The organism is Ruegeria sp. K11, from assembly GCF_056531905.1.
Genome location: NZ_JBQFMP010000001.1, coordinates 83,820 through 110,136 on the forward strand (window position 1 = coordinate 83,820; position 26,317 = coordinate 110,136).

The following is a 26,317-nucleotide window of genomic DNA, read 5'->3' on the forward strand; positions in this document are numbered from 1 at the left end:
GCTTTAAGCTGATCTTGCGTGTATCACGAACCGCATCTTGAAGGTGTATTAGGAAATGTCGGACCAGAACACCTTGGACATTCGCAAAAGCGCGCGCCTATCTGTCGCCCCGATGATGGATTGGACTGACAAAAACTGCCGCTATCTGCATCGGTTGCTGAGCGCGCAGACCTTGCTTTATACCGAGATGGTGACTGCGCCCGCCCTGGTGCGGGGTGGCGCGCTTCATCTGCTGGACTACAATCCCCACGAACATCCCGTTGCGTTGCAACTTGGGGGCTCGGATCCGCAGGAGCTGGCACAGGCTGCAGCCATGGGGGCGGATGCGGGATATGATGAGATCAACCTGAATTGCGGCTGCCCCTCGGACCGGGTGCAGTCCGGTACTTTTGGCGCGGTGCTCATGCGGTCTCCTGAGACCGTCGCTGATTGTGTTGCGGCGATGCGTGAGGCGGTGGGTGTCGAGGTCACCGTGAAATGCCGCATCGGGGTGGACGAGCAGGAGCCTGCCGAGATTCTGCCCGCATTCCTCGACCAGATCCGCGCGGCAGGGTGCGCGCGTGTCACAATCCATGCGCGCAAGGCGTGGTTGCAAGGGTTAAGTCCGAAAGAGAACAGGGATATTCCACCGCTCGACTATGATCTGGTGCATCGTATGAAGGCGGATTTCCCGGATATGCATATCTCGATCAACGGCGGCATCACTTCACTCGCACAGGCGCAAGAACACCTGAAGGCCGGATTGGACGGTGTGATGATCGGGCGCGCAGCTTATCATCAGCCAGCGGAAATCCTAGCCGCCGCTGATCCGCAAATCTTCGAAACCGGGCAGGTCGCCGATCCATTTGATGTGGTCGAAAAAATGCTTCCCTATGTCGAGGCACACCTTGCCGAGGGCGGGCGGTTGCACCAGATCACCCGGCATATGCTGGGCCTGTTTGCCGGGCGTCCGGGCGCGCGCGGTTGGCGTAGGATACTGTCCGAAGGTGCCGTGCGCGACCACGCAGGCCCCGAGGTGATCTTACAGGCGCTGGACTCTGTCCGGGCCTTGTCGCAGGTAAAGCAGGCGGTTTGACTCGGCCCCGGGCCGGTATGGGGGGATGATGCCCGAGACGATGTTGCTGGCCCAGATGCTGGGCCTTTTGCTTGTGATCGGCGCGTTTGCCGGGGTTTTGGCCGGATTGTTGGGGGTGGGCGGTGGCATCGTTCTGGTGCCTGCATTTTTCTATGCTTTCCAGGCGCTTGGTTATGGTGGGCCTCAGTTGATGCAGCTGTGCCTGGCCACCTCGTTGGCGACGATCATTGTTACATCGATCCGATCTGTGCTGAGCCATAACAAGAAAGGTGCAGTGGACTGGGACATCCTGCGCAGTTGGGGACCGGGGATCGCTGCGGGCGCGGTGGTCGGTGTTCTGGTGGCGTCGGCGCTCAGAACCGAGTTTCTGCAGGCTTTGTTCGGAGTGCTGGGCATGGTGATCGGGATTTATCTTGGCCTTGGCAAGTCGCATTGGCGCTTGGGAGACGCGATGCCGAAGGGCTTGCGCCGCGCGGCCCTGTCGCCCTCGGTTGGGTTCTTGTCGGTCCTGATGGGGATCGGTGGCGGCAGCTTCGGTGTGCCGCTTATGAGCCTTTACAATACCCCCATTCACCGCGCGGTTGCCACGGCCGCAGGGTTTGGCGTGATTATTGCGGTGCCTTCTGTTTTGGGCTTTTTGGTTCTGGACATCATGCCCGAGCATCGCCCGCCACTGACAATCGGTGCGGTCAATCTGGTGGCCTTTGCCATTGTCGTGGCAATGACCATGATTACTGCGCCATGGGGTGTTAAGCTGGCTCATGCGATGGACCCGAAACCTTTGAAACGGGTCTTTGCAGTTTTTCTGATACTGGTCGCGCTGAACATGCTGAGAAAGGCCTTGGGATGGTAAGCTCGTATCACGCGCGCGGCTGGGTGAAGTTTCCCCATGATCCGGCTTTGGCGGATTGGGTGGCGCATGCTCTGCCTGCGGCGCGGGCGTCAGTCGACGATCCTGCGCACGCGCAATGGCACGATTGCGGCGGCACGTGGTTTATCGGAGTTGATGCGCTGGACAATGACGCGCAGGGCAGGGTAGCCGGTTCACCCGCGCTGAGCGGGGCGGCGATCGCGCTTGCCCATGCTCTGTTCGGTCCGATTGATTTGCACAAGGGGCAGGTCTCGGTGATTTATCCCGGATATCCAAGGCCCCGACGTGGCGAGAACGAAGCGGCCGCCCGGTATCGCGCCAATCGGGACGCGGCGCATGTGGATGGGTTGAAGCCAATGGGGCCGGACCGGCGGCGCCGGGTGGATGAGCCTCATGCGTGGATTCTGGGCATCCCGCTGACCCAAGCCAGCGCGGATGCCGCGCCGATGGTGGTCTGGGATGGCAGTCACAGGATTTTGGGCGACGCATTCCGCAAGGCTTTTCAGGGCGTACTGCCGCAAGATATGCCCAGCGTCGATGTCACCGATATCTATCAATCCGCCCGGCGTGAGGTGTTCGAGACCTGCCCGCGCATCGAACTGCCTGCCCGCCCCGGCGAGTCCTATCTGTTGCACCGCCACTGCCTGCATGGTGTTGCCCCTTGGGCCGATGGTGCGCAGGCCGGGCCGGATGGACGGATGATCGCGTATTTCCGCCCCGACTTACCGGGCGGAGTAGCGCAATGGCTTAAAACTCCATAACCTCTTGCCATTATTTGGCTTCGGAGGTTTGGTTCAATGATTACGGTTCACACAAATTCTGACGGCATTCTGATCGAGGTGGAATTATCCGGTCAGGTCACGAGCGCCGACTATGCCACCACTTTGGTGCCTGCAATTGAATCCGCGCTGGAAGATCATGACACAGTTCGCCTGCTGGCCATCGTTGACGGCGAGTTTAAGGGATATGATCTGGGGGCGGCATGGTCGGATACCAAGCTGGGACTCAGCCACTGGCGCGGCTTTGATCGGATCGGAGTGGTGGCTGATCAGGGCTGGGTCCAGACCAGCGTTCGGCTGGCTGCGCCGATCCTGCCCTGTCCTGTGCATGTCTTCCACATGGAAGAGCTTGAATCCGCGCGCCGCTGGATGCGTGAGTCGCTGGGCGCGATCCATGTGACCGATCTGGGTGGACCCTGCGTTCAGATCAGCCTGATGGGAAAGCTTGATTCCGAAGAATACAAACAGGCACAGCTCGATCTGGATGCCACGTTGCAAAACCGCGAAGGATTCCGGCTGTTGATTGATCTGCGCGAATTCGACGGATGGCAGGGGCTGACGGCCATGGGCGCGCATTTCCGGCTGGCGGCAGGCCATATCGGATTGCTCGACCGCGCGGCGATTGTCGGAGACAAAACCTGGCAGAAGATGGCGCAACGGATGGCCAGCCACGTGCTGGGCACACGAACGCATTACTTCCCGGTTGAGGAATACGAGAACGCCAAGTCCTGGCTTGCCGCCGGTTGAGGCAGGGCACGGACGAGCCTTGCAAAAGGGCACGGTGTTCGTGACGTCGCGTTACAAAAACGGTCCATCCCGGGCCCGCGTATCCGGCAAGGTGCCGGAGACTCGGAAGAAAATCTGTCAGGGGTGGATTTCTGCAAAATCGGCGCAGTTTTTCCCCCCTTTTTCTTTTTACAACCTTCTATACATGCACCGCATTGCTGCACACAACCTAAGATGGCAGGTCTTTTGCATCGCTTTCCCTTTGGTTCGGGGATGGCGCATGGACGTGTTTTAAAAATGCGGATTGGAGGAGAAGATGGTTCTAAGACGATTTCTTTCCAGTGTTCTTGACGGCACGACCTGGCGCATCCCCGGCCCGGGAAAACTGCCAGAGGCTACAGACGATGATGCGGCGCATTCCAGCCGGGTCAAAAAGGCTGAATTCATGGCGCTGTTTCATCAGGACCTGTCGCGCGCCCCAAGATTGCACCAAAAGCGGTCGAAGACCCCGGATCAGGTGCGCCGTTGATTAGCCCCGATCCAGCCGCGCGCTGCGCCCGCCGCGTCGCTTGGTCAGCCGGGGCTTGCGGTCGGGCAGGTCCTGCATGATTTCAGCGCGTTCGGAACTGTCCATTTTGGACCAGCGCGAAATCTCATCAATGGTGCGATAACAGCCTGTGCAGATGCGTTCGGTGGGGTGGACGACGCAAATCTGGATGCAAGGGCTTTCAACCTCGTTCCGTTTCCAAACCATGTTTGTCATAGGCTTTGCCCGCTCCGTCACAGAAAGCGCAACCTGTCCAGCGCTCCCTGCAAGATATAACCGGCTGCCACGTGATCAATAACCTGTCCACGACGTTTTCGTGTCGTATCCGCCTCAAGCAGTGCTTTTTCTGCCGCAACCGTGCTTAGCCGTTCGTCCCAGAAACCGATTGGCAGATCGGTCAGGCGCGTCATGTTGCGCGCAAACGCACGGGTGGACTGGCATCGGGGTCCTTCGCTGCCATCCATGTTCCGGGGCAGGCCGAGGACGATGCCGCCAATCTCGCGTTCGGTCACGATTTCGATCAACCGGGCGGAATCCAGTGTGAATTTCTTGCGCCGTACCGTTTCAAGCGGGGTAGCGACGCCACGCATCCGGTCCGAAACGGCCACACCGATAGTTTTTTCACCCAGATCCAGCCCCATCAGGGCAGACATCGGTGACAAGGCTGCCGCGAAATCTTCAAAGGCGTCGTGGATCATTGTGCGATCCCGGCTTGCAGGGCCGCCGCATCAATCATCTCAAGCGCCGAAGCATTGCCTGCAAATACCGTCATCGCCTCATCCCGAATGGCGATGGCGCGCTGCCCCTCTCCCAACACGCCCAATGCCGCGATGAGGCGTGCCCATTCCTCGGGCGCGCCACCTTCAGTCGCCAGTCGTTCTGAGAGGCGGTCGACCATGCCGCGGATCATTTCCTGCCGTTCTTCAGGCGACAGTTCGGCTGCGGCGTTCACCTCGTCCTGACTTGGTCCGGAAGGTGCGGACGCGATATCGGGCGCGTTGAAGACACCGGCGCGAAAGGCCAGTTCGTCCAACTGGGCACGAATGGCAGGAACCCATGGCGCGTCAGCTGGCGAGTCGCGCAGCACCTCGATCCAGACGCGATAGGCCTGATCGGGGCGGCCGATTTGTGCCAGCATCTGACCCCAGTAATAACGTGCAGGCCCAAACCCCGGATCACGCTCCAGCGCTTGCCGCAATGCTTCTTCCGCCTCGGGCGAGACATAGCCACCAGCTGCAAGGATCATCATCTCGGCCAGATCCGAATAGGCGTCGGCGGGGACTTGATTCCCCATCAGGTCGATGACGCGTTTCTGCGCCGCGTACCCGGCTTTGAAGTTTCCCGCATTGGTCTCGTGCTGGGCAAGCAGAATGTGGCCTTGCAGGTCATCGGGCCGCTGGGCCACCGTGTCGCGCAGCTGCGTCAGCAAAGCGGCGTAGTTGCTTTCCAACTGCGGGGTCGGTGTCGGGGCCTGTTGCGCCTCTGCCTGTTCCTGTGTCGGACGGTTCTGACGGACGTCTTCCGCCATTTCTATCCGGGCTGTCAGAGGCATATCCGGAAAGCCGGCCGCACCCATTTGCCGATACATCAGGAAACCACCGCCCACTAGAAACAGGGCAATTAACAGTAAAGCGATGGCTGAAACCGTCCGTGAAGGTCCCTGGTTCTCGCCTTCGCCCCGCATCTGGGCATCTGCCGCCAGGATCCTGCGCGAAATCTCGGTGCGAATACGCTCGGCATCGGCTTCGGCAATCACGCCGCGCGCCAGGTCCTTATCGACGCCGGCCAGTTGTTCGCGATAGACATGCAGGTCATATGCCGCCGCCGGCGTGTGGCCCTGACGCCGGCGCAACATGGAAAAACCAAGAAAAACCGCGATCAGCAGCGCGATGAAGATGATGAGAACCCAGAACGTCATGGTCCCTCCGAATGTGTTGCCCTGACTTAGACCTGTCAGAGCACGGAAAAAAGGGACAAATGGCCGCGAATGGGCGTCATGTCGCAATAGTGCGATATTGCGGCGTTGCATGGCAGGGTTAGAATGCCACGACACGGCATATCTGCGCCCAATCATCGAAGACCGGACGGATTCGCACATGAAACACTATTCAGCCTTTGCTGTGGCGCGTGAGGCGCTGCGTTATCACACCGGGTGGGAACGCGCCTGGCGTTCGCCCGAACCCAAGAAGCGGTACGATGTCATCATCGTCGGTGCGGGCGGCCACGGTCTGGCGACAGCCTACTATCTCGGCAAGAACTACGGCATTCAGAATGTCGCGGTGATTGAAAAAGGCTGGCTGGGTGGTGGGAACACCGGTCGGAACACGACCATCATCCGCTCGAACTATCTGCAGGACCCTTCGGCGGCGATGTACGAAAAGGCGCGCAGCCTGTATGAAAACCTCAGCCAGGACCTGAACTACAACATCATGTTCAGCCCGCGCGGCGTCATCATGCTGGCGCAGACCCAGCACGAGATCCGCGGCTACCAGCGCACGGCGCATGCCAACGCGTTGCAGGGCGTCAAGACCGAGTGGATCGGCCCCGAGCGCGTCAAAGAGTTGGTTCCAATCATCAATCTCGAGGGACCGCGCTACCCCGTTCTGGGCGGCCTCTGGCAGGAGCGCGGCGGTACGGCGCGCCACGATGCGGTTGCTTGGGGCTATGCACGCGCCTGTTCGGCGATGGGCATGGACATCATCCAGCAATGCGAAGTCACCGGCGTGCGGCAGGAAAACGGTCGCGTTGTTGGCGTCGACACCACCAAGGGTGCCATCGACTGTGACAAGCTGGGTATTGTGGTTGCCGGACATTCCGGCCAACTGGCCGAGATGGCGGGTTTCCGTCTGCCGCTTGAGGCTGTTGCGCTGCAGGCGCTGGTCTCCGAGCCGATTAAGCCATGCATGGACGTGGTTGTGATGGCCAACACTGTACACGGCTACATGTCTCAGTCTGACAAAGGCGAGATGGTCATCGGCGGCGGCACCGATGGGTTCAATAACTTCACCCAGCGCGGATCGTTCCACCACATTGAGGAAACCGTGCGCGCGCTGGTCGAGACCTTCCCGATGATCTCGCGCCTGAAGATGCTGCGCCAGTGGGGCGGGATCGTGGATATGACCGGCGACCGGTCTCCGATTCTGTCGAAAACCCCGCTGCAGGGCTGCTTTATCAATGGCGGCTGGGGCACCGGTGGCTTCAAGGCCATTCCGGGGTCTGGCTGGGGCATGGCGCAGCTGATGGCCACGGGCCATTCGCCGCTGACCGAGGCCTTCTCGATGGACCGTTTCAAAGAGGGTCGCTTCATCGACGAAAGCGTCGCCGCCGGGGTGGCGCACTGATGAAGATTTTTCGTCGAAAAATCTCGCGCCCCGTCACAAAGATCTCGCAGGCCGCCTCGGCACGCCTGCTGCAGAAAGGATGACCATATGCTGATCCTGCATTGCCCCTGTTGCGGCGTTGATGCCGAAGAAACCGAACTGGCCGCTGGCGGCGAGGCGCATCTGAAGCGTTTCGGCCCAGGCTCATCGGATGATGAGTTCCACGACTATCTGTTCATGCGCGAAAACCCCAAAGGCGTTCATTTCGAACGCTGGCGTCACGCCAATGGCTGCGGCAAGTGGTTCCACGCCGCGCGCTGCACGCAAACGCTTGAGGTCTTTGGCACTTATTCCGCCCAGACCACCGAACCACCGCAAGAGATCAAGGACGCTATCACCGCCAAGCGCCCGGGATGGACATGGAGAGAGTTCTCCTGATGCTTCATCTTTTTAAAAATACTCCCGCCGGAGGCTCCGACGCCTCCACATGCGAAAGGTCCGCACCATGAGCACCCGCCTCGCAAAACAAGGCCGACTGATTGATCGGTCGAAAAAGGTTACCTTTACCTTCAACGGCACGTCGATGCAGGGGTTTGAAGGCGATACGCTGGCCTCGGCTCTGCTGGCCAACGACCAGATGATGATGGGCCGGTCGTTCAAATACCACCGTCCGCGCGGCGTTGTCGCCAGCGGCGCGGAAGAGCCGAACGCTCTGGTCGGTCTGGGCGAGGGCAACCGGTTCGAGCCGAACCAGCGCGCGACGACGACAGAGCTGTTCAATGGTCTGACGTCTGTATCGCAGAACCACTGGCCGAACCTGGAGTTTGACGTGGGTGCAATCAACACCCATCTGTCGCGGTTCCTGCCCGCTGGTTTCTACTACAAGATGTTCATCCATCCGAAACCGTTCTGGAAACATGTGTATGAACCCTTCATCCGACAGTCCGCCGGTCTGGGCAAAGCGCCGGATAAGGACAGTCGCGATGCGGACACTTATGAACATTTCTACGCCTTCACCGATGTTCTGATCATCGGCGGCGGCGTCGCCGGTTTGCAAGCTGCCAAAGCGGCCGCGCAATCGGGTGCCAAGGTTCTGCTGATCGAGCAAACCGCGCATTGGGGCGGTCGCGCGCCGATTGATGGCGGCACTGTTGACGGCGAGCCTGTGGATAAGTTCGTGGAACAATTAGTTTCCGAACTGGAAACAATGGACAACGTCATCATGCGCAATCGCTGCATGGGCGCGGGGGTCTATGACCACGGCTACGTACTGGGATATGAGCGTGTAACCGATCATCAGCCCGGCCTTCAGGGCCCGCGTCATCGCCTGTGGCGAATCCGGGCCAAACAGGTTGTCACCGCTACTGGTGCAATTGAACGCCCACTTTCCTTTGCGGGTAACGATGTACCGGGCGTGATGCTGGCTGCGGCCATGCGTGACTATGTCGTGAATTGGGGCGTCACTCCGGGTGATCGGGTTATCGTCGCAACCAACAACGACGACGCGTACCGCACCGCGATTGCAATGAAACAGGTCGGTGTGGATGTTTTGCGTGTGGTGGATGCGCGCGACGCTGCTGGACCGCTGGCCGAGGAAGCGCGGCAACTGGGCATCCGTGTCGATCCCGGCAAGGCGATTGCCAAAGTCAAAGGCGGCAAGCGCGTCAAAAAGGTCGAGCTGTGCAATCAGGACGGCATCGGCGGCGCGCGGGAAGAGGTCGAATGCGATGCGGTCGCCATGTCGGGCGGCTGGTCTCCGGTCGTGCACATGTGGTCGCATTGCGGCGGCAAGTTGATCTGGGATGAGGCGAACGCCCATTTCCGTCCCGACCCGTCGCGTCCTCCGCTGGGTGCGGGTGGCGAGGGCTTTGTTCTGGCTGCTGGCAGCGCGAACGGACCTCTGTCACTGGGCGCGGTGCTGGCCGATGCGCACGCGGCAGGCCAGGCAGCGGCCAAGGCTGCGGGCTATAAGTCGAAGGCCACCAAGGCTCCGGCAGGTGAGAACACCGACGAAGCGCCGATGGCCGCCGTCTGGCTGATGCCTGCGAATGCGGACATTCAACTGCGCATGAAGTCGTGGCTGGACTTCCAGAACGACGTCAAGGTCTCGGACGTTCAACTGGCGGCGCGCGAAGGCTATGAAAGCGTCGAGCATACCAAGCGCTACACCACGCTGGGGATGGCGACTGATCAGGGTAAGCTGAGCAATATCAATGGTCTGGCAATCCTCGCTGATGCGCTGGACTCGGAGATTCCGAAGGTCGGTACCACGACATTCCGTCCGCCCTATACGCCTATCTCGATGGCGTCGATTGGCGGCGAGGCGCGCGGTGAGGTGTTCCAGCCGATCCGTCAAACACCGATGCATGACTGGCACGACAAGAACGGCGCCGATTGGGAGCCGGTCGGCCACTGGCGCCGGACCTATGCCTATGTTCGTCCCGGTGAATCCGTCCATGACGCGGTTAATCGCGAGGTGAAGAACACCCGCGAGAACCTCGGCCTGCTGGATGCCTCGACACTGGGTAAGCTGATCGTCAAGGGCCCGGATGCGGGCAAGTTCCTGGACATGCTGTACACCAACATGATGTCCACGCTGAAGGTCGGCAAATGCCGCTATGGCCTGATGTGTTCAGAAAATGGCTTCCTGATCGACGACGGCGTTGTCGCTCGTATCGATGAGGACACGTGGCTGTGCCACACCACCACTGGCGGGGCCGAGCGTATCCATGGTCACATGGAAGAATGGCTGCAGACCGAATGGTGGGACTGGAAAGTCTTCGTCGCGAACGTCACCGAGCAATACGCTCAGGTTGCTGTTGTTGGCCCCAACGCCCGCAAGGTGTTGGACAAGCTGAACGCGCAAGCGGGCGGCGGCATGGACCTGTCGAAAGAGGCGCTGCCCTTCATGGAATGGCGTGACGGCAAGATCGGTGAGTTTGACGCACGGGCCTATCGCATCTCATTCTCGGGCGAGTTGTCTTACGAGATCGCGGTTCCGGCCTCGCAGGGTCAGGCGTTCTGGGACGCTTTGATGGATGCAGGTCAGGAGTTCGGCGTGATGCCCTATGGCACTGAATGTCTGCATATCCTGCGGGCCGAGAAGGGCTTTATCATGATCGGCGACGAGACCGACGGCACCGTGATTCCACAGGATCTGGGGCTGCACTGGGCGCTGTCGAAAAAGAAAGAGGACTACCTCGGCAAACGCGCCCATACACGGACACACATGGCCGATCCTGAGCGTTGGAAACTGGTCGGTCTTGAGACTGTGGATGGATCGGTTCTGCCGGACGGTGCCTATGCGGTCGGCGAGGGCGTCAATGCCAACGGTCAGCGCAATATGATCGGGCGCGTGACCTCGACCTATTACTCGGCCAATCTGGGGAAAGGCATCGCCATGGGTCTGATCAAGCACGGCCCGGATCGCATGGGTGAGATCGTCGAATTCCCGGGGACCGATGATAAAATCTACAAAGCCAAGATCGTAGACCCGATCTTTTACGACAAGGACGGGGAGAAGCAGAATGTCTGAACCCATCAGCGCACTGAACCACGCGAGCTATGAGGGCATCGCCAAGGTGGAGGAATGCGGCCTGCAGGGCATGATCACCCTGCGCGGCGATCTGTCGGACAAGGTGCTGGCCAAGGCGGTCAAGGACGCGACCGGACAAAAAGTGCCCGGCCAGCGCGAGGCTTTGGTCAAGGGCGACACCGGTGTCTGCTGGATGTCCTCGGATGAGTTGCTGGTGCTGGTGCCTTATGCCGAGGTCGAGGCCAAGCTGGCCGATCTGGCAGGCGCGCTCAGCGGCATCCACGCTTTGGTGGTGAATGTCTCGGACGCCCGCGCGGTGTTTCGCGTCTCGGGTGGTAGCGCCCGGGAGGTGCTGGGCAAGGTTGCCCCGGTCGAGTTGTCGGCGGAGGCCTTCCAGCCGGGCCAAATCCGCCGCTCGCGTCTGGCGCAGGTGGCGGGCGCGTTCTGGATGGATGATGGCGATACCTTTCGTGTGGTCTGCTTCCGCTCGGCCGCCGACTATGTCTTCAAGCTTTTGAAGGTTGCAGCACAGCCGGGTAGCGAAGTCGGCTACTACTAGGCGCGTGCTAGAGGCAAACTGGGAAAGGGGGCTTTGCCCCCTCGGCCTGCGGCCTCACCCCCAGGATATTTTTGGCCAGATGAAGTTTGGATGGGGTGCGGCGGGCGTTAGCCGTCCGCGCTGAACAGGTAGGTGGGGAATTGGGTCAGGCCGCGCTGGCTGATCAGCGCCGCTGTTCCGGTTTCACCTGTGAGCGGGTCCCGGCATCGGGGGTAGAAGGCGAGTTCGTTTGCGAGTTTCGCCATCGCGGTTTCGCGGTTTTCCGCCGCGAGATATGGCGCGTGCGTCGAGAGAAAGAAGGCAGGACGCGCCTTTTGCAGCCAGGGCACCAGTGAAGGCAGAACCGCGTATTCGGCACCTTCGATGTCCATCTTCACCAGAGACACATCGGATAGATCAACCGAAGCTGCGAATTGATCCCAGCCAATGGTCAGGGCGTCGGTGCCATGTCTGCCGTCGTTAAGAAGCGACGAGGTGGAATCGCCTGCCTCGCCGTGAGCCGAGGCCATTCGGGTCACGCCAAAACCGTCTGACAAGGCGATGCTGAATGCGGATACGTTACGGATGTTGTTGAGTTCGAGGTTCCACACCAGATGGCGATAGGCCACCGGATCAGGCTCAAAGCACCAGACGTGGCGGGCGCGGCGGGCGGCATAGAGGACGGTTGGGCCAATCCATGCGCCGATGTCCAGATAATCGCGGTCGGGCGACAGGTATTTGTCCAATACGGCGAAGGTCTCAGGTTCCCACGCACCCTCTGAGGCCTTACGCCAGAATTTGGAGTGATACGGGTCCAGCCGGAAAGGTTCGCCGTTCAGCTTTCCAGCATAATATCCGCGGGCGCGGTAGAACATCTTGCGCGCCTGTGTCAGCATCGCGGACCTCCGGGTTTTCTTGTCTCTGCCCTTGACCTATGGCCGTTGCCAAAGCATTTAACCTTTGGAACCGCAACAATCATTTTCAACAGGGGGCCGACATGGCTTTTGAACTTCCTGATCTTCCTTATGCACATGACGCGCTGGCAGCCAAGGGTATGTCCGCGGAAACGCTGGAATATCACCACGACCTGCACCACAAGGCCTATGTCGATAACGGCAACAAGCTGATCGCCGGCACCGAATGGGACGGCAAGTCGCTGGAAGAGATCATCACCGGCACCTATGACGCGGGTGCCGTGGCGCAGAACGGTATTTTCAACAACATCAGCCAGCTGTGGAACCACAACCAGTTTTGGGAGATGATGGGCCCCGGGGACAACGCCATGCCCGGTGAGTTGGAGAAGGCTCTGACCGATAGCTTCGGCTCGGTTGACGAATTCAAGTCGCAGTTCAGTGCGGCGGGTGCAGGGCAGTTCGGCTCGGGTTGGGCCTGGCTGGTCAAGAACGCGGACGGGTCGCTGGCCGTGACAAAGACCGAGAACGGCGTGAACCCGCTGTGCTTCGGTCAGACTGCTCTGCTGGGATGTGACGTGTGGGAGCACTCTTACTACATCGACTTCCGCAACAAGCGTCCGGCCTATCTGTCGAACTTCCTGGACAATCTGGTGAACTGGGAGAACGTCGCGTCGCGGATGTGATCGGTTTGCCGGTTACTGAGTTTTCAAGGCCTGCTCGCTTACGCGCGTGGGCCTTTTCTTGATTGACCGGTACTTCGCTCAAGGCGAACCAGGCTTCAAATTTACTTTTTCCTTCTAATGGCTGATTGGAGCCCAGAATGACCGATGTTGCACTCTGTGCGAATGGCGGGTTTCCCGTCTTAGTTGTTGGCGAAGTTGTTTGTGAGTCAGGGTGCCTCCCAACTTGCTGATTGCCTTACCGACGGGCACGATCGCACCAGAGTTGGGTCTGTCTCGGTTTAGTTGTCCAAGCATCACATTCAAATCGAAATGCCTTTTTGGGCAGTTCGATTTCGTGTCTTCCAACTAGAAGAAGTACTTTAGGCCAAAGTACGGGCCATGCTGATCGACGTCGTAAGCAAAGTCGCTGGAATTCAATGTGTCGCTGTAGTCGACGCTGAAATAGCGATAACCAAATGTAAGTGCCGTTTTCTCCCAAGGTTGGTAGTCAAATCCTACATTCGCACCGATCTGCAAGTCGTTTCCGCCAGCTCCAAACCCGCCAAGTTCCAGAGAAGCAATCCCAGTCCATTTGGGGCTCAGCCGCCACATTCCGCGCACGCCAAGGACAGGTTCTATCCAATCCTGATCACCGCCTAATACAGGTGGATTTCCCAGACCTGGAGTGGTTATGTCGATTTCCTGACGGATGGAATTGTATCTGAGGCCGCCTTGGATATCGACTGCGTAACGCAAGTTTTTCGCACCATATACAGCATCTGCGACCCGATAAGCCGCCAGAAGACCAAACCATTCTTGACGAACATCGACGTTAATCCCGGCACCCAGAGGGCCGGGCAAAGTTGTATCTTGTTCTATACCGACGTAATTGGCATCGAGAATTATGCCAAAATCCCCTCGCCATGCTTCATATCGACCTGCCGCCGCGAAATCGAGCACATCCAGTACGTCACCAAGGTCCAGATCCAGGTCGGCGGATTGTCCGGCCACGGTGGATGTGCCTGTGGTTCGCAAGGGTGTGAACAGATAGAACGCAACACCATGACGCCAGCCGGTTTCGTCCTGATCCGGCGTGGGCAGCGATTGAGCAGATGCAATCAAAGGCAGCGTTAGAAGGCTTGTCGCAAGCGCCATGGCGCTGAGAGATGAGGGGTGGGGCATGGCGGTTTCCTCTAGTTAAAAAGACCTAGTAGTTGAATCTGAGGCCGATCCCGGCTCCTTGGTCATAGGGTCGATCAGCACCAATCCCGATCAGCACATCTGCGTAGAGGGCGATACCGGGGCTGAGATTTTTGCCGATCTGAAGCTCGGCAGTCGCGGGCCAGGCATCGTTTTCCCAATCATAGGGCGCTTTGATATCCGCTTTGGCCCAATACCCATCGCCAAACGGTTGAAGCGCAATCAGGCGCATAGCGGTTTGGCTGACATCGGTCGGGCCATTGTAGGACGCGAAATGTTGAACCAGAGGGATCAACGTCAGCCCGGTGTTAGTGTTTGCAAAGGCGAAACCGCCGAAAGGGGCGATCTGATCGGACCCGGTACCGACGCCTTCATCGGGGTCGCCAAAGTCCAGGATCCATTCCAGCCCGAGCGCGGATTTGACGGTCCAAGTGTTATTCAAAGGCTTCTGCGACGGAAAATAGATCAGTTTGAAGCTGGTTTTTTCAAACCCGTTGAACCGCTGGCCAGTCGCGTTTGTCGAATTGTAGTGGAGTTCGTACTTTAGCTTCAGATCAGGGCGCAACATATATGCGCCATCGATGAACGCATCCTGACGGTCTACCCCGCCTTCTAGATCAAAGTACTGGTAGCGAATGTCCGTATTGTTGACCGCAGCCAAGGGGTTTGACGCGTTTTCCTCTGCTCCGGCAGCGAACCCCGCCATCAGCAACACGGACGTCAGGATTGATTGGATAGTGAAGTGGCGGGCCATCGTGTACCTGAAAAGACTTCGTGCGATTGATGAGACGGTGGCTTTGCCACCACCGTCCCAGATTTGTTATTGCCAGCTGGAAAAGACTTCTCTGGTCAGTTCGCTTTCCGGGCGAAGGTTTTCGATCCCTTCATACGGAACACCCTTTCCAAGTGGCAGATGCGGGTGTTTGGCAATGGTTTTCTGGTGGCGCTTGACCATGTCCTGGAAGGACGCTCCGGACCACAGCGAATACCCGACAAGGGGATGTTCTTCACGTGGATCGCGGTAGACATTGAACACTGGAGCCGCCGCGCCGGGCTGGCCGGGCGCAGGCAGGTGCATTTTGAACTCCTGCTTGACTACAGAGCGCAAGACCGGCCCTTCGTACACATAAACGTAGTCACGGCGCGAATTGCCTTCGCCTTCGAGCAGCAGTGCTGTCTGGTCAATCCCGTCGATCACCCGGTCGCGCGGAATACGGTCAGTCGCGCCTGCGATCCGTGCAAAGGTGGTGAACAGATCTGAGACATGCACGATATCGCCTGCCGCGCTTCCTGGCTCGATTACTCCGGGCCACCGGACAAAGGCATCCGTACGCACGCCGCCTTCCAGGTGCTGGGTCTTGCCGCCGCGATAAATCAGCTGGTTCAGGCCAGATGTCCCCTCGTAGTGATACATCAAGCCATTGTCAGCCATGATCATGACGACGGTGCTGTCTGCCTTGCCGGTCTCATCAAGCTTGGCCAGAACCTCACCAATCCAGCCGTCCAGAACCTGCAATTTGTCGGCATGGAACCCCCCGTTTCGGGAAACGGCCTCATCGGGGTAGGCAAAGTTCAGCGGATAAAGCGGCCAGTATTGCATGAAGAACGGGGCATCCTGCGAGGCCAGCTGCTCCAGCTGTTCCAATGCCTGACGCTGATAGCGTAGGTTCATTTCTTCGTATTTCGCCTGTGTCCATTCCTCGCCCGGCGCTATGTCGACTTCGCGCGCAAGGCCGCCCGCTTCCCCTTCAACACCCGTTACCAGGCCATAGGGTTTGAACCGCTCATCCAACTGAAATTGGTTGGATTGGCCCGACGCATGGTATCCAAGCATGTTGTTGGCAACCATCGCATCCCGTGTCATGAGACTGAGCTGAACCTGCTGATGCAAGGGAAAGGCGGCCCAATCAAACCCCTGATTATGAGGGTAGGATTGTTCAATATCGCCCTGATGCCATTTGCCGACATGTGCAGTGTTGTACCCTTCTTCCTTCAGGATTTCGGCAATCGTGACCTCCTCAGACGCAAGACCTTCGCCAACCAGCGCAACCTTGACCTCTTCGACACCCGCGCGCACGGGATGACGACCGGTGAGCATCGCTGTTCGTGTCGGTGTGCAGGACGGCTCAGTGTACATTCTCATCAAAGACAAGCCTTCCGTGGCAAAGTCGTTGATGTTGGGCGTATCGAAACCTGTGACGTAGTTCATCGTGCGGTTGCCCATCTGACCGAAGCTCACGTCGTCGATCAGGATATAGAGGATATTGGGTGGCTTGCCGCCATTGGCATCACGGATCTCTGTAAGCTTCGCTTCGATTTCCGTATCCTGAGCGTCCCATTGCTCGCCAAACTGCGCGCGGAGAAACTCGAATTCTCCATCATGAATGATAGGCGCGTCCTGAGCATAGCTCGCGCCTGCCATCAGCACCATGGCCGAGGCGGTTTTCAAAATTGATCTCATTGGTATCCCTTCCCCATCTTTGAACTACATCTCTCCTGCGCGTCGCAACGAATGGGCGATTTCATCCCGAAGACCATCAAGGGTTTCGCGAACGTCGCAGGCAAACTGGTATGATTGGCTTCCCGGAGCAGAGTTCATGGTGAGATACTCGTCGCTGAGAAGCTGATAGTCCCGGCAGATCTCATCGAATACCATGTCCGCCCGTCGTAGGTCCGCAATCGCGGCTTGATGCTCAGGAAACAGGGTATCAAGACTGTAGCCTTCCAAATTCGATAGCTCGTTCGATGGATTAACAGTTTCCCGAATTGTTCATCGAATTCACTTCTCACAAAAGGTTTACCGGGGCATAATACGGTATAATCATCGACGTAACTTGCGGAAAATATGGAATTATCCAAAAGCAAATCACCCCATTTGAATGAGGGCAGCGATCCCGCCGCCAACGATGTGCGGGCTGCCCTTCAGCGGCTTGTCAAGTCTTCGACTTTCGCGGGGTCACAGCGATTGCAGGACTTTCTTGTCTATGTGGTTGAGGAAACGCTCAACGGCAGGGCCGATGACATCCGCGCCAAAACCATCGCCATGGATGTCTACGGCGGAACTTTGTCCGAGATGGAACGTCGTGAAAACGTGGTGCGGGTGGACGCTGGTCGTCTACGTCGCAAGCTGGGTGAATACTATGCCAAAGATGGGCGCGACGAAGGCACTGTTTTCGATCTGCCAAAGGGAGGTTATGCGCCGGAGATATCATTCAGGTCGCCTGAGCTGCCTGAACCAAAAACCAAGCCGGGCGTCTGGCCTCGCCCGGTCATTGGGATTGCAGGAGTTTTCGTTCTCCTCTGCGGCGCTGCGGCCATCACACTGATATCGATAAAGCGTGAAACTCCGGTCAGCTTGTCAGTTGATGGCCTAAGCCTAGATGAGCGCAACGCCATATTTGATGCATCCCCCATGCGACTTCAGGCCGTGAACCTGGCCCACTCGGGCCGCGACTTGATCTTTCCAGCCCTGGAGCCCTCGCGCCTGGACGCAGCTTTGACCATATTCAAGGGTGCAATCGAAAACGACGACAGCTATTTCGGAGGTCATGCAGGGGCCGCGCAGGTTGCAGCGATGATAGCTCTGGTGACACCGGACGCTGACCCGTCCGGGGACATGCTGCGCTACGCGGACGCAGAGGCCAGCAGGGCGATTGAATTGGCACCCGAAACGGGGTGGAGCCAATCTGCAAAAGCCTGGGTTGAATTTGTGAAAGGAAATTGGCCACAAGCTATCGAGCTTGCGAACAGGGCACAGCGTTTGGCACCAAACGACGTCCATGTGTTGGAGTTCGTGTCGCTAATCCTGCTCTATTCGTGTTCGTTTGAACAAGTTGTGGCGATCAGCGAAGAGGCACTATCAAAAATAGATCTGGATCGAGGTTATGTGTTTCAGAACGCGATGGGCGCTGCGAAATTCCATCTGAAGGATTTCGAAGGCGCTATATCCGCCTTTGAGAAGGTGACCGAAAAAGGCGGCCCCGTCGGCCCTGTGTCCCTTGCTTATCTGATGGCAGCTCATCAAATGCTGGGCAACGAAATTGCGGCACAGGCCCTCGTGGGTAAGCTCTCGCGCGATTGGCCCGAGAGTCGCGTAGATCTGCTATTTCAAAGATTGTTCGTAGAACCGGAATATGGGGAAGACCTCGGAGAAGCTATGGAACAAGCCGGTTGGCAACCAAAGGGTTAGGTGTTCAGTCCCGGCATCTGGTGGATGGGACTTAGGATGAATCGATCTGGTTCTGATGTCCAGATTTTGCAGATGTATTCGTAGGGCGTGAGACCAGAGAGCGTCTTGAGGCGACGAGCGAAGTTGTACGCATCACGGAAGTCGACCAGATGTGTGCGAAGCTGATCGTGGCTTTCATAGTGGTATCGTTTGACGGTTGCGTCCTTGATCGTGCGGTTCATGCGCTCAACCTGGCCATTGGTCCACGGATGGTTTGGCTTGGTTAACGGCGAATAAGACTGAAGAGCCCACTTTGCCCGATGCTGCGGTGGGCCCAAATAACAATATGGTGCATAAGCGGATCTTCGTCAGCAGGTGATTCCCGCAAGCACTTGTAAGGATCGGTAGGCAAGGATTGGTGCCTCCCGTGAGTTGATTTCTATTGTGCCACCCCGCCTTCGGTCGAGATCTGTTCTTCAACATAGCTTTGGTTGGTTACGTCCGAACCCCGTGGAGGATAGTTTTTGAACTTAGACAGGTGGTTTTGGACGATCTTGGCAGCAGGACCAAATGCCCACATCTTGTTGCCCATCCACCGTGTATACATACCCGACTCTTCGGCCGCTTTTTCGTAGGGATCGCGACGTAGATTGAACAGGAGGGGGACGTTCAGTTCCTCCTTGGGGCCAGCCCACCCTTCGGTTTGGATCGTGAAATGTGCTTTCCAGTCCCCATGGCGGATAGCTTGCAGGTCGGGGCCTTCGTATTAGATGATCTCATCCCGGTTGCTCTCGCCCTCGCCAGTCAGGAAAGGCAGTTGGTTGTACCCATCCAGATGCACCTGATAGCCCTCGTAACCCTCCAGCAATGATCCGGTCAGATCCTCGGGTCCTCCGGCGGCAACAAGGGTGGGCATCCAGTCAAGACCGGCAAAAATACCGTTACTCACGGTTCCGGCCGGGACTTTTCCGGGCCAGCGAATGATGGCGGGGACGCGGAAGCCACCTTCCCAGGTTGTGCCTTTCTCGCCATGGAACGGGGTTGTTCCACCATCGGGCCAGGTCATGGTTTCGGGGCCGTTGTCAGATGTAAAGACGACAATCGTGTTGTCCGAGACGCCCAGTTCGTCAAGCCGGGCCATGACTTTGCCCACGTTGTCGTCCAGTTCTTTCATCACGACATCCTGCAAACCGCGCCCTTCGCCCAGCATGGCTTCGTATTCCGGGCTCAGATGGGTCCAGACATGCGCCCGCGCCGGTGCCATCCAGACAAAGAAAGGCAGATCGCCATCGACTGCGCGGTCGATGAAGTCCAGCGTGTGGGCTGTTACCTCGTCGTCCAGCGTCTTTTGCCGCTCAGGCGGGGCTGGGCCATCGTCGATGACGGGGGGCAAAGGGAGACCTGTAACTGAAACATTTCTGGCTCAAACGTAGGTCGTTTTCTTAGGCTCGGTAGAATTGCCGAAGTTCCGCTTAGGTGCCGAGAGCAGCTTTTTGAATGCTATTGACCAACGGCAGCAAAGTCCCGCAGAGAAGACATTTAACCACCTGCGGAACGCGCATCTCGTCGAGCCGTCTTGCAGTACACGGGATTGGGGCTTGGCCATCAATCCAAACACCCGGCGTATCGAAGACGAACGGGTCGATTTCGCCTGCTCTCTTCGGTAGAGAGTCCACATGCAACGGCCCGTCGTAAAACTGCGCCATTATCAGTCGTTTCCGAACAGTTTGATATCGCTTGAAAATGCCGATGGCGTCGTGCATTTGCCCGGCCTGTTCCTCGGTTGCTGGCGTGCTGATGAAAGGCGAGTGCCTGCCACACTTCCGCAACGTCAATACCAGCTTGCACTTTGACACAATAATGGTTGAAGATTGCATCGGGAGGAGGACGACGCAAAAATGTTGTGCGGGCGTCTTAGGCTGTGTGACTGCTCGAATGGGTTATTGCGACAAGCACGGATCAGCCTTGGCAAGTATCCTCGACCAAAAAAACACGAGCACCTGACGCTAGTCACTTAGCTATCGCAACTCGTAAGAAACAAAGAAAGGCTGGCTCGAAGGCAAGCCGACAAACGGAGAGGAAACTGAGATGTTCAAGAAACTCACTGCAGTCGCATTTGGAGCGCTGCTAAGCGCACAAGCCGCTGCTGCCGACGAAATCCAGATCAACATGAGCCTGATCTTCCAGGACTCTGAGCTGCTGACCCAGGAACTTATCAAGGTCACCGATAAAATCCGGGAACGGACAGACGGCGATGTGGACATCCAGGTGTTTCCCGGCGGTCAGTTGCCAACCTACAAGGATAACCTTGAGCAGGTCGTAAACGGCGCCGACTGGATCGCCGTAGAAGACCTGACTTATGTCGGCGACTACGTCCCGAACTTTGGCGCGCTTGCCGGCCCGATGCTCTACGACAGTTATGACGAATATCTGGCGATGATGGATACCGACCTCGTCGCTGATCTGACAGCACAGGCCGAAGAAGCGGGCATCAAGATCATCAACGCCGACTACATGTTCGGTTTCCGTCACATGATCACAAACAAGCCCATCGAGACCCCGGCAGATCTTGATGGTTTGAAGATCCGTGTGCCCGGCAGCCAGATATTTATCAGCACGCTGGCCTCGATGGGCGCCTCCCCGCAGGCCATTCCGTTCACTGAAACGTACTCGGGCGTGCAGCAGGGCGTTGTGGAAGGACTCGAGGGCTCGATCCTGACGATGTACTCGACCAAGATCTACGAAGTGGCGAACGTCATGTCGATGACCAAGCACTTCCTTGGTACGGTAGGGATCTACATCTCTCCCAGCGTGTGGGACAAGCTGACCCCTGAGCAGCAGGCCATCGTTGATGAAGAGTTCGCAGCTGGCGCAGAATCCAACACTGCAAACCTGATCAAGCTTGATGAAGAGTACCGCGGCCTGCTCGAGGCAGAAGGTGTGACCTTCGTAGAAGCAGACACGGCAGCCTTCAGCGAGTTGACGGCAAGCGTTTATACCGAGTTCCCGGCATGGGATGACGATATCCGCGCTGTGATCGGCGCAGAACTCGACAAAATCCGCGGCAACTAAAGCCCGGACTAGCGCAGCCCGGACGATCATTCACGCCGGGCTGCGTGACCCAAAAGGCAGGTGGTATAGACTTGATCAACGTCTTTAAGAATCTGGAAGAGATCCTCGCATCGATTGCAATCAGTATCACCGTGGTCTTGGTGATCATCAATGTCATCCTGCGCTATGGGGCGGGATTCACTATGCCATGGGGGCAGGAACTCTCGGTCATCTGCTTCATCTGGGCGGTCTATTTGGGCATCAGTTCGTGTTATAAGAACAACTTGCATATGGGCGTCGATGCGATCTTGTCGGTCCTACCTAAAAGCGCGCACACCCCATTCAACCTATTGATTTCGTTTTTTCTTTTGGGCCTGAATATCGTTCTGACTTACCTGAGCTATCAATACACCATGCTGTCGAACAAGACGACGCCCGTGATGGGGATGTCGTATTTCGCCGTGAACATCGTTCTGGTTCTGTGTTTCGGTTTGATGGCCATTCACACGGTCCGATTTATCGTCACCGACCTGAAAAAACTCAGAACAGAAGCCTAAAGAGGAGCACGGGGTATGGAAGACTACATTCCGATGATCTTGCTGTTCGTCTTTTTCCTTTTGAACATTCCAATCGCTTTTTCGCTGATTGCCTCTGCGATGGTTTATTTTCTTTTCATCAATACGTCTTTGCCGATCGCGCTGGTCATGCAGCGTTTCATAACATCTGCTGAATCTTTCCCTTTGCTGGCCATTCCCTTCTTCATCATGGTCGGCTCGGTGATGAATTTCTCGGGAATAAGCCGCAGTCTTCTGGGGTTCGCGGATTCGCTTATTGGTCACAAGACGGGCGGTCTTGCACAGGTCAACGTCATTCTGAGTACGATGATGGGGGGCATTTCCGGCTCTGCTAACGCAGACGCGGCTATGCAGTCGAAAATCCTTGCGCCCGAGATGACGAAACGAGGCTATGACCTGCCGTTCACCGCAGCCGTAACTGCAGCTTCGTCGTGCATCAGCCCTGTGATCCCCCCTGGCATCAACCTGATTATCTTCGCATTGCTGGCGAACGTATCCGTCCACAGCATGTTCATTGCCGGTTATGTTCCCGCGCTCTTGATGGCGCTGGCGATGATGGGGACGATCGCCGTGATCGCCAAGCGCCGGGACTACAAACCGTCGCGGGCAGAACCAGCGCCTGCAAGTGAACGCCTTCACTATTTTGCCAAGGCCATCCCGGCGCTCCTTATTCCGTTCGGGGTTATCCTTGGGATGCGGTTCGGTCTTTTTACGCCGACCGAAGCGGGTGCTGTCGCCGTGCTTCTATGCACTTTGATCGGCTTCTTCATCTACAAGGAGCTGAAAATAAAGGACTTCGGCCCAATCCTGCGCGAGACCGTCCAAGGCACAAGCACCGTGATGTTCATCATCATTGGCGCGCTCTTGTTCGGTTATTACATGACGTTGGAGCGTATCCCACAAAGCATTGCGTCCGCCCTTATTGATCTGACGGATAGCAAGCTCGTGCTTTTACTCTTGATCAATGGGCTGCTGTTGGCAGTAGGCATGTTCATCGAGGGCGGCGCGGCGATGATCATTCTGACGCCGCTCTTGCTCCCGGCCGTTCTCAATCTTGGCGTCAACCCGATCCATTTCGGAGTGATCGTGATTGTAAACATCATGATTGGAGGCGTCACGCCGCCCTTTGGATCGATGATGTTTACGGTGTGCTCGATATTGAAAGTGAAAATTCTGGATTTCGTCCGGGAAGTCATCCCGCTTTTGGTTGCGCTTTTGGCGGTCCTGCTTCTGCTGACCTACTCGGAAGGGCTCGTCTTGTTCTTGCCGAACCTGTTGTAGGGATTGCCGCCTTCCGTGATCCCATTGTGCGTCTTCAATTGGCCTCAGCGCCGGGGCTGACACTGCACGGAACATTGTGGCCGGGCTTGAGAGCATAGGGGCAGCAACGCGTAGAACTGGAACGATTAGCTGGTCGGCTCGCGCATAGGCTTTTCGAACTGCTTGACCCTGTCATTGCGCGATTGATCGCAGGTGAGTTTCCGCCGATAAACCCGAATTAATCTGATTGAGTATTGTACCGGCCCCCTCAACCCCTAGCTATAGTATGCGGAGGGAGAGAACCGCCAACCGATTGAAAACAGACCATTCAGCGCGTCGAAATACTGCCGCCGCGCGACAAAGAAGCTGTGCCCGAGGGACGGGGAAAACCACGTCAATCATTGCAGGAGATCACTATGGCCGTACTTGAACAGGGAACATGGGTTATCATCGCAGATGGGGAAAAAGCGCTGGTGATGGAGAATGTCACTGACGCGCAGGATCCCAACCTCGTTGTTGTTTCGGTTGAAGAAAACGATGCCCCTCAGTCAGGGCCCACAGATCGGGCAGGGCGCAGATTTGATGGGGGACCAAACCAGAAATCGGCCGTTGAAGAAAACAGTTGGAAATCCCATGCGAAATCTCTGTTTGTCCAGGATGTGGCCAATCTGCTGAACAAAAAGGGCCTCAAAGGCACGTTTAACCGGCTTGTTCTGGTTGCAAGCCCACCTGTGCTGGGCCTGTTGCGCAGGCGTTTGCACAGCGAGGTATTGGCCAAAGTTGTGGCCGAGGTCGACAAGACGCTGACAAACCATCCGCTGCATAAGGTCGAGAAAGTGTTGAAGTCTCGCCTGACAACAGCTTGACACCAAGCGGGCGCGTTTGTCGCCCGTTACTTCATGACAAAAGCTGGCGCAGTTTGGCCATTGCCTCATCAGGGGTCTGGACCCATGTGATGAACCTAGCCAGCGAAGCATCAGCAAAGCCCTGACGGATGACCTGATCCAGCAAGTCGTGCAGGGCGTCCCAATACCCATCGACGTTCATCACCAGAATAGGTTTGTCATGCAGGCCCAGCTGTCGCCATGTCAGCGCCTCGAACAGTTCGTCCAATGAACCGGGGCCGCCGGGCAGCACCATCACGGCATCGGCATTCATGATCATGACGTTTTTGCGCTCGTGCATCGTTTCGGTGACTACAAAGCGGGTCAGGTCTGTTTTGCCCACCTCGCGCTGCAGCAGGTGCACGGGTATTACCCCAAACGTATCACCGCCTGCGGTTTGCGCCGCGCGCGCGACTTCGCCCATCAGGCCCACGTCGCCGGCTCCGTAGACCAATCGCCAGCCTTCATTTGCCAGCATAGTTCCGAACAGCCGGGCGGCGTCGGAATAGGCACTATTTACACCATTGCGTGACCCGCAATACACACAGACGGATTTCTGGGGCATAACAGTGTCTCTCCGGGCTTGTATCTGAGGTTTTGACCCCTGATAGCGGGATTGATAGGTTGGCTCAACCGTCCGCAGGAATGTCAAAGGGTCAAAGCATTTACGGGGCGGAGTGAAAGGAAAAGAATGAACGCGACATCGGGAAGCGGAAGCTCGGGCACGTTTGTCTGGGGTCTGATCGCCGGGCTGCTGGCACTGATTGCGGCCGGGGGGCTGTATATGTCGGGGATTTTCGGTGGCGTCCAAGATGACGTGGCCGGTCAAGATGCCGAACCTACGGTCGAGGAAGCCGTAGTTACACCATCAGAAGAGGCACCCGAGGTGGCCGAGCCACCTGTGCCGTCTGCCGACAAAGACCCGGCGGCTGAGGCGCAGACCGCTGAGGCGGATACAGCCGAGGCAACGCCGGATCCCGAACCTCCTGCCGAGGAAGTCGCCGAGACCCCGGTGGCCTTGGCGCCGGTTCTGGATCAGATATTTGTGGAACCCGACGGCAACGCGTTATTGTCGGGAACAGCTGATCCCGGAGCGGAAATTCTGGTTTTGTTGAATGGTCAGCAAGTGCATCGCTTTTTCGTGGATAACAGCGGTCAGTTTGCCGAGTTCCTGTCGATCCCATTTGCCGATGACGCGCGCGGTCTGGTTTTGGAGTCACGCGATGGCGAACAGGCGGTGCGCTCGGATGATTACCTGATTGCGGCCTTGCCTGTGCCGGAACAGCAGGGCACCACGGTTGACGTGGCCGAGGTTGCGGAAGAAGATCCGACGTCGCTGCCTCAGGCCGAGGGTGAAACCGGCGCGGATGTGCCTGTGGACGACCCGGCAGATGATCCGCAAGTCGCTGAAACTTCGGAGCCTGAGGTTGCGCCCTCGGATGCTGAAACCGAACAGGTCGCGTCTGCCGACCTTTCAACCGCCGAAGCGGAGGCGGAGAGGGGTGCGGATGCCCAGCCAGCTGATGCTGAGTCGGACCAGATTGCAGAGGCCCAGCCCAGCGCAGTAGCGCAAGACGAAGTATCCGATCCCCAAACTGCCGAAGCCGACCCGACGCCCAAGCCCCAGGCAGAGTCCGAGGAACAGACCAGTCAGCAAGTTGCAATTCTGCGATCTGGGGAAGAAGGCGTGGAACTGGTGCAGCCGCCATCCTCGCAACAGCAAGCGCCGGATCAGGTGGCGCTGGATACCATCGGGTATTCTGACACTGGCGAGGTCGAGTTGACCGGCCGCGTCCCGGACGGGTCCGGCGTGCGGTTGTATCTGGACAATCAATTGGTCGCCGATGCACCTCCGGCGGTTGACGGCACCTGGCGCGGTGAGATTGAGGGCGTGGACCCGGGTGTCTACACGCTGCGTGTGGACGAGGTTGACCCGAATGGTCGGGTCGTCAGCAGGCTGGAAACGCCGTTCAAACGCGAACCGATCGAAGCCTTGCGGGCCGCGGACATCACCGATCCCGAGGCCCTGGCCCCTCCGATCCGCTCGGTCACCGTGCAACGCGGCGATACGCTGTGGGCCATTTCTCGTGACCGGTTTGGCGACGGCGTGCTGTATGTCAAACTGTTCGAGGCCAACCGGGATTCGATCCGTGATCCCGATCTGATCTATCCGGGGCAAATCTTTACCATCCCTGAATAACGCGCATTCTCT

General features: G+C 57.7%; 27 protein-coding genes and 2 pseudogenes. 16 read left to right on the forward strand and 13 right to left on the reverse strand.

Translation table 11 applies throughout. The features are described 5' to 3' along the window. Positions 1-55 precede the first annotated feature (55 nt). The 5 genes from dusA (at position 56) to ACR0K4_RS00455 (ending at position 3,980) form a co-directional block, all read left to right on the forward strand. Complete coding sequence (gene dusA, locus ACR0K4_RS00435) at positions 56-1,075, forward strand: tRNA dihydrouridine(20/20a) synthase DusA (RefSeq protein ID WP_480852414.1); 1,020 nt, start codon at positions 56-58, stop codon at positions 1,073-1,075. Between the two features lie 28 nt (positions 1,076-1,103). Beyond that, positions 1,104-1,928, forward strand: a complete 825-nt coding sequence (locus ACR0K4_RS00440) for a sulfite exporter TauE/SafE family protein (RefSeq protein ID WP_480852416.1) — start codon at positions 1,104-1,106, stop codon at positions 1,926-1,928. After that, positions 1,922-2,707: a hypothetical protein gene (locus ACR0K4_RS00445; RefSeq protein ID WP_480852417.1), complete on the forward strand. Its 786-nt coding sequence runs from the start codon at positions 1,922-1,924 to the stop codon at positions 2,705-2,707. The genes ACR0K4_RS00440 and ACR0K4_RS00445 overlap by 7 nt, the downstream gene beginning before the upstream one ends. Before the next feature lie 36 nt (positions 2,708-2,743). Next, positions 2,744-3,472, forward strand: coding sequence for a SpoIIAA family protein (locus ACR0K4_RS00450; protein ID WP_480852418.1), 729 nt, complete (start codon positions 2,744-2,746; stop codon positions 3,470-3,472). Positions 3,473-3,767: 295 nt separating this feature from the next. After that, the gene (locus ACR0K4_RS00455) at positions 3,768-3,980 is read left to right on the forward strand and encodes a hypothetical protein (protein ID WP_480852419.1); all 213 of its coding nucleotides are present in this window, start codon (positions 3,768-3,770) and stop codon (positions 3,978-3,980) included. Here the strand turns inward: ACR0K4_RS00455 and ACR0K4_RS00460 are convergent, their stop codons facing one another. The 3 genes from ACR0K4_RS00460 to ccmI are packed head-to-tail and all read right to left on the reverse strand — an operon-like array spanning position 3,981 to position 5,916. After that, a complete protein-coding gene (locus tag ACR0K4_RS00460; RefSeq protein ID WP_480515795.1) occupies positions 3,981-4,214 on the reverse strand; it encodes a DUF1289 domain-containing protein in 234 nt (77 codons plus the stop codon). Between the two features lie 17 nt (positions 4,215-4,231). Next, the gene (gene ruvX / locus ACR0K4_RS00465) at positions 4,232-4,696 is read right to left on the reverse strand and encodes a Holliday junction resolvase RuvX (RefSeq protein ID WP_480515794.1); all 465 of its coding nucleotides are present in this window, start codon (positions 4,694-4,696) and stop codon (positions 4,232-4,234) included. After that, positions 4,693-5,916 (reverse strand): c-type cytochrome biogenesis protein CcmI, encoded by a 1,224-nt coding sequence (gene ccmI / locus ACR0K4_RS00470; RefSeq protein WP_480852420.1) that lies wholly within the window; start codon positions 5,914-5,916, stop codon positions 4,693-4,695. Before ccmI ends, ruvX begins: the two co-directional genes overlap by 4 nt. Before the next feature lie 178 nt (positions 5,917-6,094). Between ccmI and ACR0K4_RS00475 the strand changes: the two genes are divergently transcribed. The 4 genes from ACR0K4_RS00475 (at position 6,095) to ACR0K4_RS00490 (ending at position 11,412) form a co-directional block, all read left to right on the forward strand. Beyond that, positions 6,095-7,339 (forward strand): sarcosine oxidase subunit beta family protein, encoded by a 1,245-nt coding sequence (locus tag ACR0K4_RS00475; protein ID WP_480852421.1) that lies wholly within the window; start codon positions 6,095-6,097, stop codon positions 7,337-7,339. Between the two features lie 87 nt (positions 7,340-7,426). Next, positions 7,427-7,756, forward strand: coding sequence for a sarcosine oxidase subunit delta (locus ACR0K4_RS00480; protein ID WP_480852422.1), 330 nt, complete (start codon positions 7,427-7,429; stop codon positions 7,754-7,756). Positions 7,757-7,823: 67 nt separating this feature from the next. Continuing rightward, positions 7,824-10,853: a sarcosine oxidase subunit alpha family protein gene (locus ACR0K4_RS00485; protein ID WP_480852423.1), complete on the forward strand. Its 3,030-nt coding sequence runs from the start codon at positions 7,824-7,826 to the stop codon at positions 10,851-10,853. Then, positions 10,846-11,412 carry a sarcosine oxidase subunit gamma gene (locus tag ACR0K4_RS00490; RefSeq protein ID WP_480852424.1) on the forward strand — a complete coding sequence of 189 codons (567 nt, stop codon included), beginning with the start codon at positions 10,846-10,848 and terminating at the stop codon, positions 11,410-11,412. Before ACR0K4_RS00485 ends, ACR0K4_RS00490 begins: the two co-directional genes overlap by 8 nt. Before the next feature lie 107 nt (positions 11,413-11,519). Here the strand turns inward: ACR0K4_RS00490 and ACR0K4_RS00495 are convergent, their stop codons facing one another. Next, positions 11,520-12,287 (reverse strand): FkbM family methyltransferase, encoded by a 768-nt coding sequence (locus tag ACR0K4_RS00495; RefSeq protein ID WP_480515788.1) that lies wholly within the window; start codon positions 12,285-12,287, stop codon positions 11,520-11,522. A gap of 101 nt (positions 12,288-12,388) precedes the next feature. Here ACR0K4_RS00495 and ACR0K4_RS00500 point away from each other — a divergent pair, with 101 nt between their 5' ends. Beyond that, complete coding sequence (locus tag ACR0K4_RS00500) at positions 12,389-12,988, forward strand: superoxide dismutase (protein ID WP_480515787.1); 600 nt, start codon at positions 12,389-12,391, stop codon at positions 12,986-12,988. Positions 12,989-13,333: 345 nt separating this feature from the next. Here ACR0K4_RS00500 and ACR0K4_RS00505 read toward each other — a convergent pair whose 3' ends face one another. From ACR0K4_RS00505 to ACR0K4_RS00515, 3 genes are all read right to left on the reverse strand, one after another. Next, the gene (locus tag ACR0K4_RS00505) at positions 13,334-14,149 is read right to left on the reverse strand and encodes an outer membrane protein (RefSeq protein WP_480516837.1); all 816 of its coding nucleotides are present in this window, start codon (positions 14,147-14,149) and stop codon (positions 13,334-13,336) included. Positions 14,150-14,174: 25 nt separating this feature from the next. Beyond that, entirely contained in the window at positions 14,175-14,921 is a 747-nt protein-coding gene (locus ACR0K4_RS00510; RefSeq protein WP_480852425.1) for a hypothetical protein, read from the reverse strand. 66 nt (positions 14,922-14,987) lie between these two features. Beyond that, positions 14,988-16,628, reverse strand: coding sequence for a sulfatase-like hydrolase/transferase (locus ACR0K4_RS00515; RefSeq protein ID WP_480516833.1), 1,641 nt, complete (start codon positions 16,626-16,628; stop codon positions 14,988-14,990). A 384-nt stretch (positions 16,629-17,012) separates the two neighbouring features. Between ACR0K4_RS00515 and ACR0K4_RS00520 the strand changes: the two genes are divergently transcribed. After that, positions 17,013-18,356: a tetratricopeptide repeat protein gene (locus ACR0K4_RS00520; RefSeq protein WP_480852426.1), complete on the forward strand. Its 1,344-nt coding sequence runs from the start codon at positions 17,013-17,015 to the stop codon at positions 18,354-18,356. Here the strand turns inward: ACR0K4_RS00520 and ACR0K4_RS00525 are convergent. From ACR0K4_RS00525 to ACR0K4_RS00545, 5 genes and pseudogenes are all read right to left on the reverse strand, one after another. Further along, positions 18,353-18,622 (reverse strand): annotated as a pseudogene (locus ACR0K4_RS00525) (integrase core domain-containing protein); the annotation flags it as partial. The gene ACR0K4_RS00520 and the pseudogene ACR0K4_RS00525 sit on opposite strands and share 4 nt — an antisense overlap. A 152-nt stretch (positions 18,623-18,774) precedes the next feature. After that, positions 18,775-18,942 (reverse strand): hypothetical protein, encoded by a 168-nt coding sequence (locus ACR0K4_RS00530; protein ID WP_480852427.1) that lies wholly within the window; start codon positions 18,940-18,942, stop codon positions 18,775-18,777. 24 nt (positions 18,943-18,966) lie between these two features. Then, positions 18,967-19,089: pseudogene (locus ACR0K4_RS00535) on the reverse strand (hypothetical protein); the annotation flags it as partial. 12 nt (positions 19,090-19,101) lie between these two features. Continuing rightward, positions 19,102-19,728 carry a sulfatase-like hydrolase/transferase gene (locus ACR0K4_RS00540; protein ID WP_480516825.1) on the reverse strand — a complete coding sequence of 209 codons (627 nt, stop codon included), beginning with the start codon at positions 19,726-19,728 and terminating at the stop codon, positions 19,102-19,104. A 79-nt stretch (positions 19,729-19,807) separates the two neighbouring features. After that, complete coding sequence (locus ACR0K4_RS00545; RefSeq protein ID WP_480852428.1) at positions 19,808-20,098, reverse strand: hypothetical protein; 291 nt, start codon at positions 20,096-20,098, stop codon at positions 19,808-19,810. A 325-nt stretch (positions 20,099-20,423) separates the two neighbouring features. On the opposite strand from ACR0K4_RS00545, the gene ACR0K4_RS00550 reads away from it, so the two are divergent. From ACR0K4_RS00550 to ACR0K4_RS00565, 4 genes are all read left to right on the forward strand, one after another. Then, on the forward strand, positions 20,424-21,407 hold the full coding sequence (locus ACR0K4_RS00550; protein ID WP_480852429.1) for a C4-dicarboxylate TRAP transporter substrate-binding protein: 984 nt from the start codon (positions 20,424-20,426) through the stop codon (positions 21,405-21,407). A 71-nt stretch (positions 21,408-21,478) separates the two neighbouring features. Further along, the gene (locus ACR0K4_RS00555; RefSeq protein ID WP_480852430.1) at positions 21,479-21,943 is read left to right on the forward strand and encodes a TRAP transporter small permease; all 465 of its coding nucleotides are present in this window, start codon (positions 21,479-21,481) and stop codon (positions 21,941-21,943) included. Positions 21,944-21,958: 15 nt separating this feature from the next. Continuing rightward, entirely contained in the window at positions 21,959-23,242 is a 1,284-nt protein-coding gene (locus ACR0K4_RS00560; protein WP_480852431.1) for a TRAP transporter large permease, read from the forward strand. Between the two features lie 395 nt (positions 23,243-23,637). After that, entirely contained in the window at positions 23,638-24,087 is a 450-nt protein-coding gene (locus ACR0K4_RS00565) for a baeRF12 domain-containing protein (RefSeq protein WP_480515783.1), read from the forward strand. 31 nt (positions 24,088-24,118) lie between these two features. On the opposite strand, the gene ACR0K4_RS00570 is transcribed toward ACR0K4_RS00565, so the two are convergent. After that, on the reverse strand, positions 24,119-24,670 hold the full coding sequence (locus ACR0K4_RS00570; RefSeq protein WP_480852432.1) for an LOG family protein: 552 nt from the start codon (positions 24,668-24,670) through the stop codon (positions 24,119-24,121). Between the two features lie 126 nt (positions 24,671-24,796). Here ACR0K4_RS00570 and ACR0K4_RS00575 point away from each other — a divergent pair, with 126 nt between their 5' ends. Further along, positions 24,797-26,305 (forward strand): LysM peptidoglycan-binding domain-containing protein, encoded by a 1,509-nt coding sequence (locus tag ACR0K4_RS00575; protein WP_480852433.1) that lies wholly within the window; start codon positions 24,797-24,799, stop codon positions 26,303-26,305. Positions 26,306-26,317 lie beyond the last annotated feature (12 nt).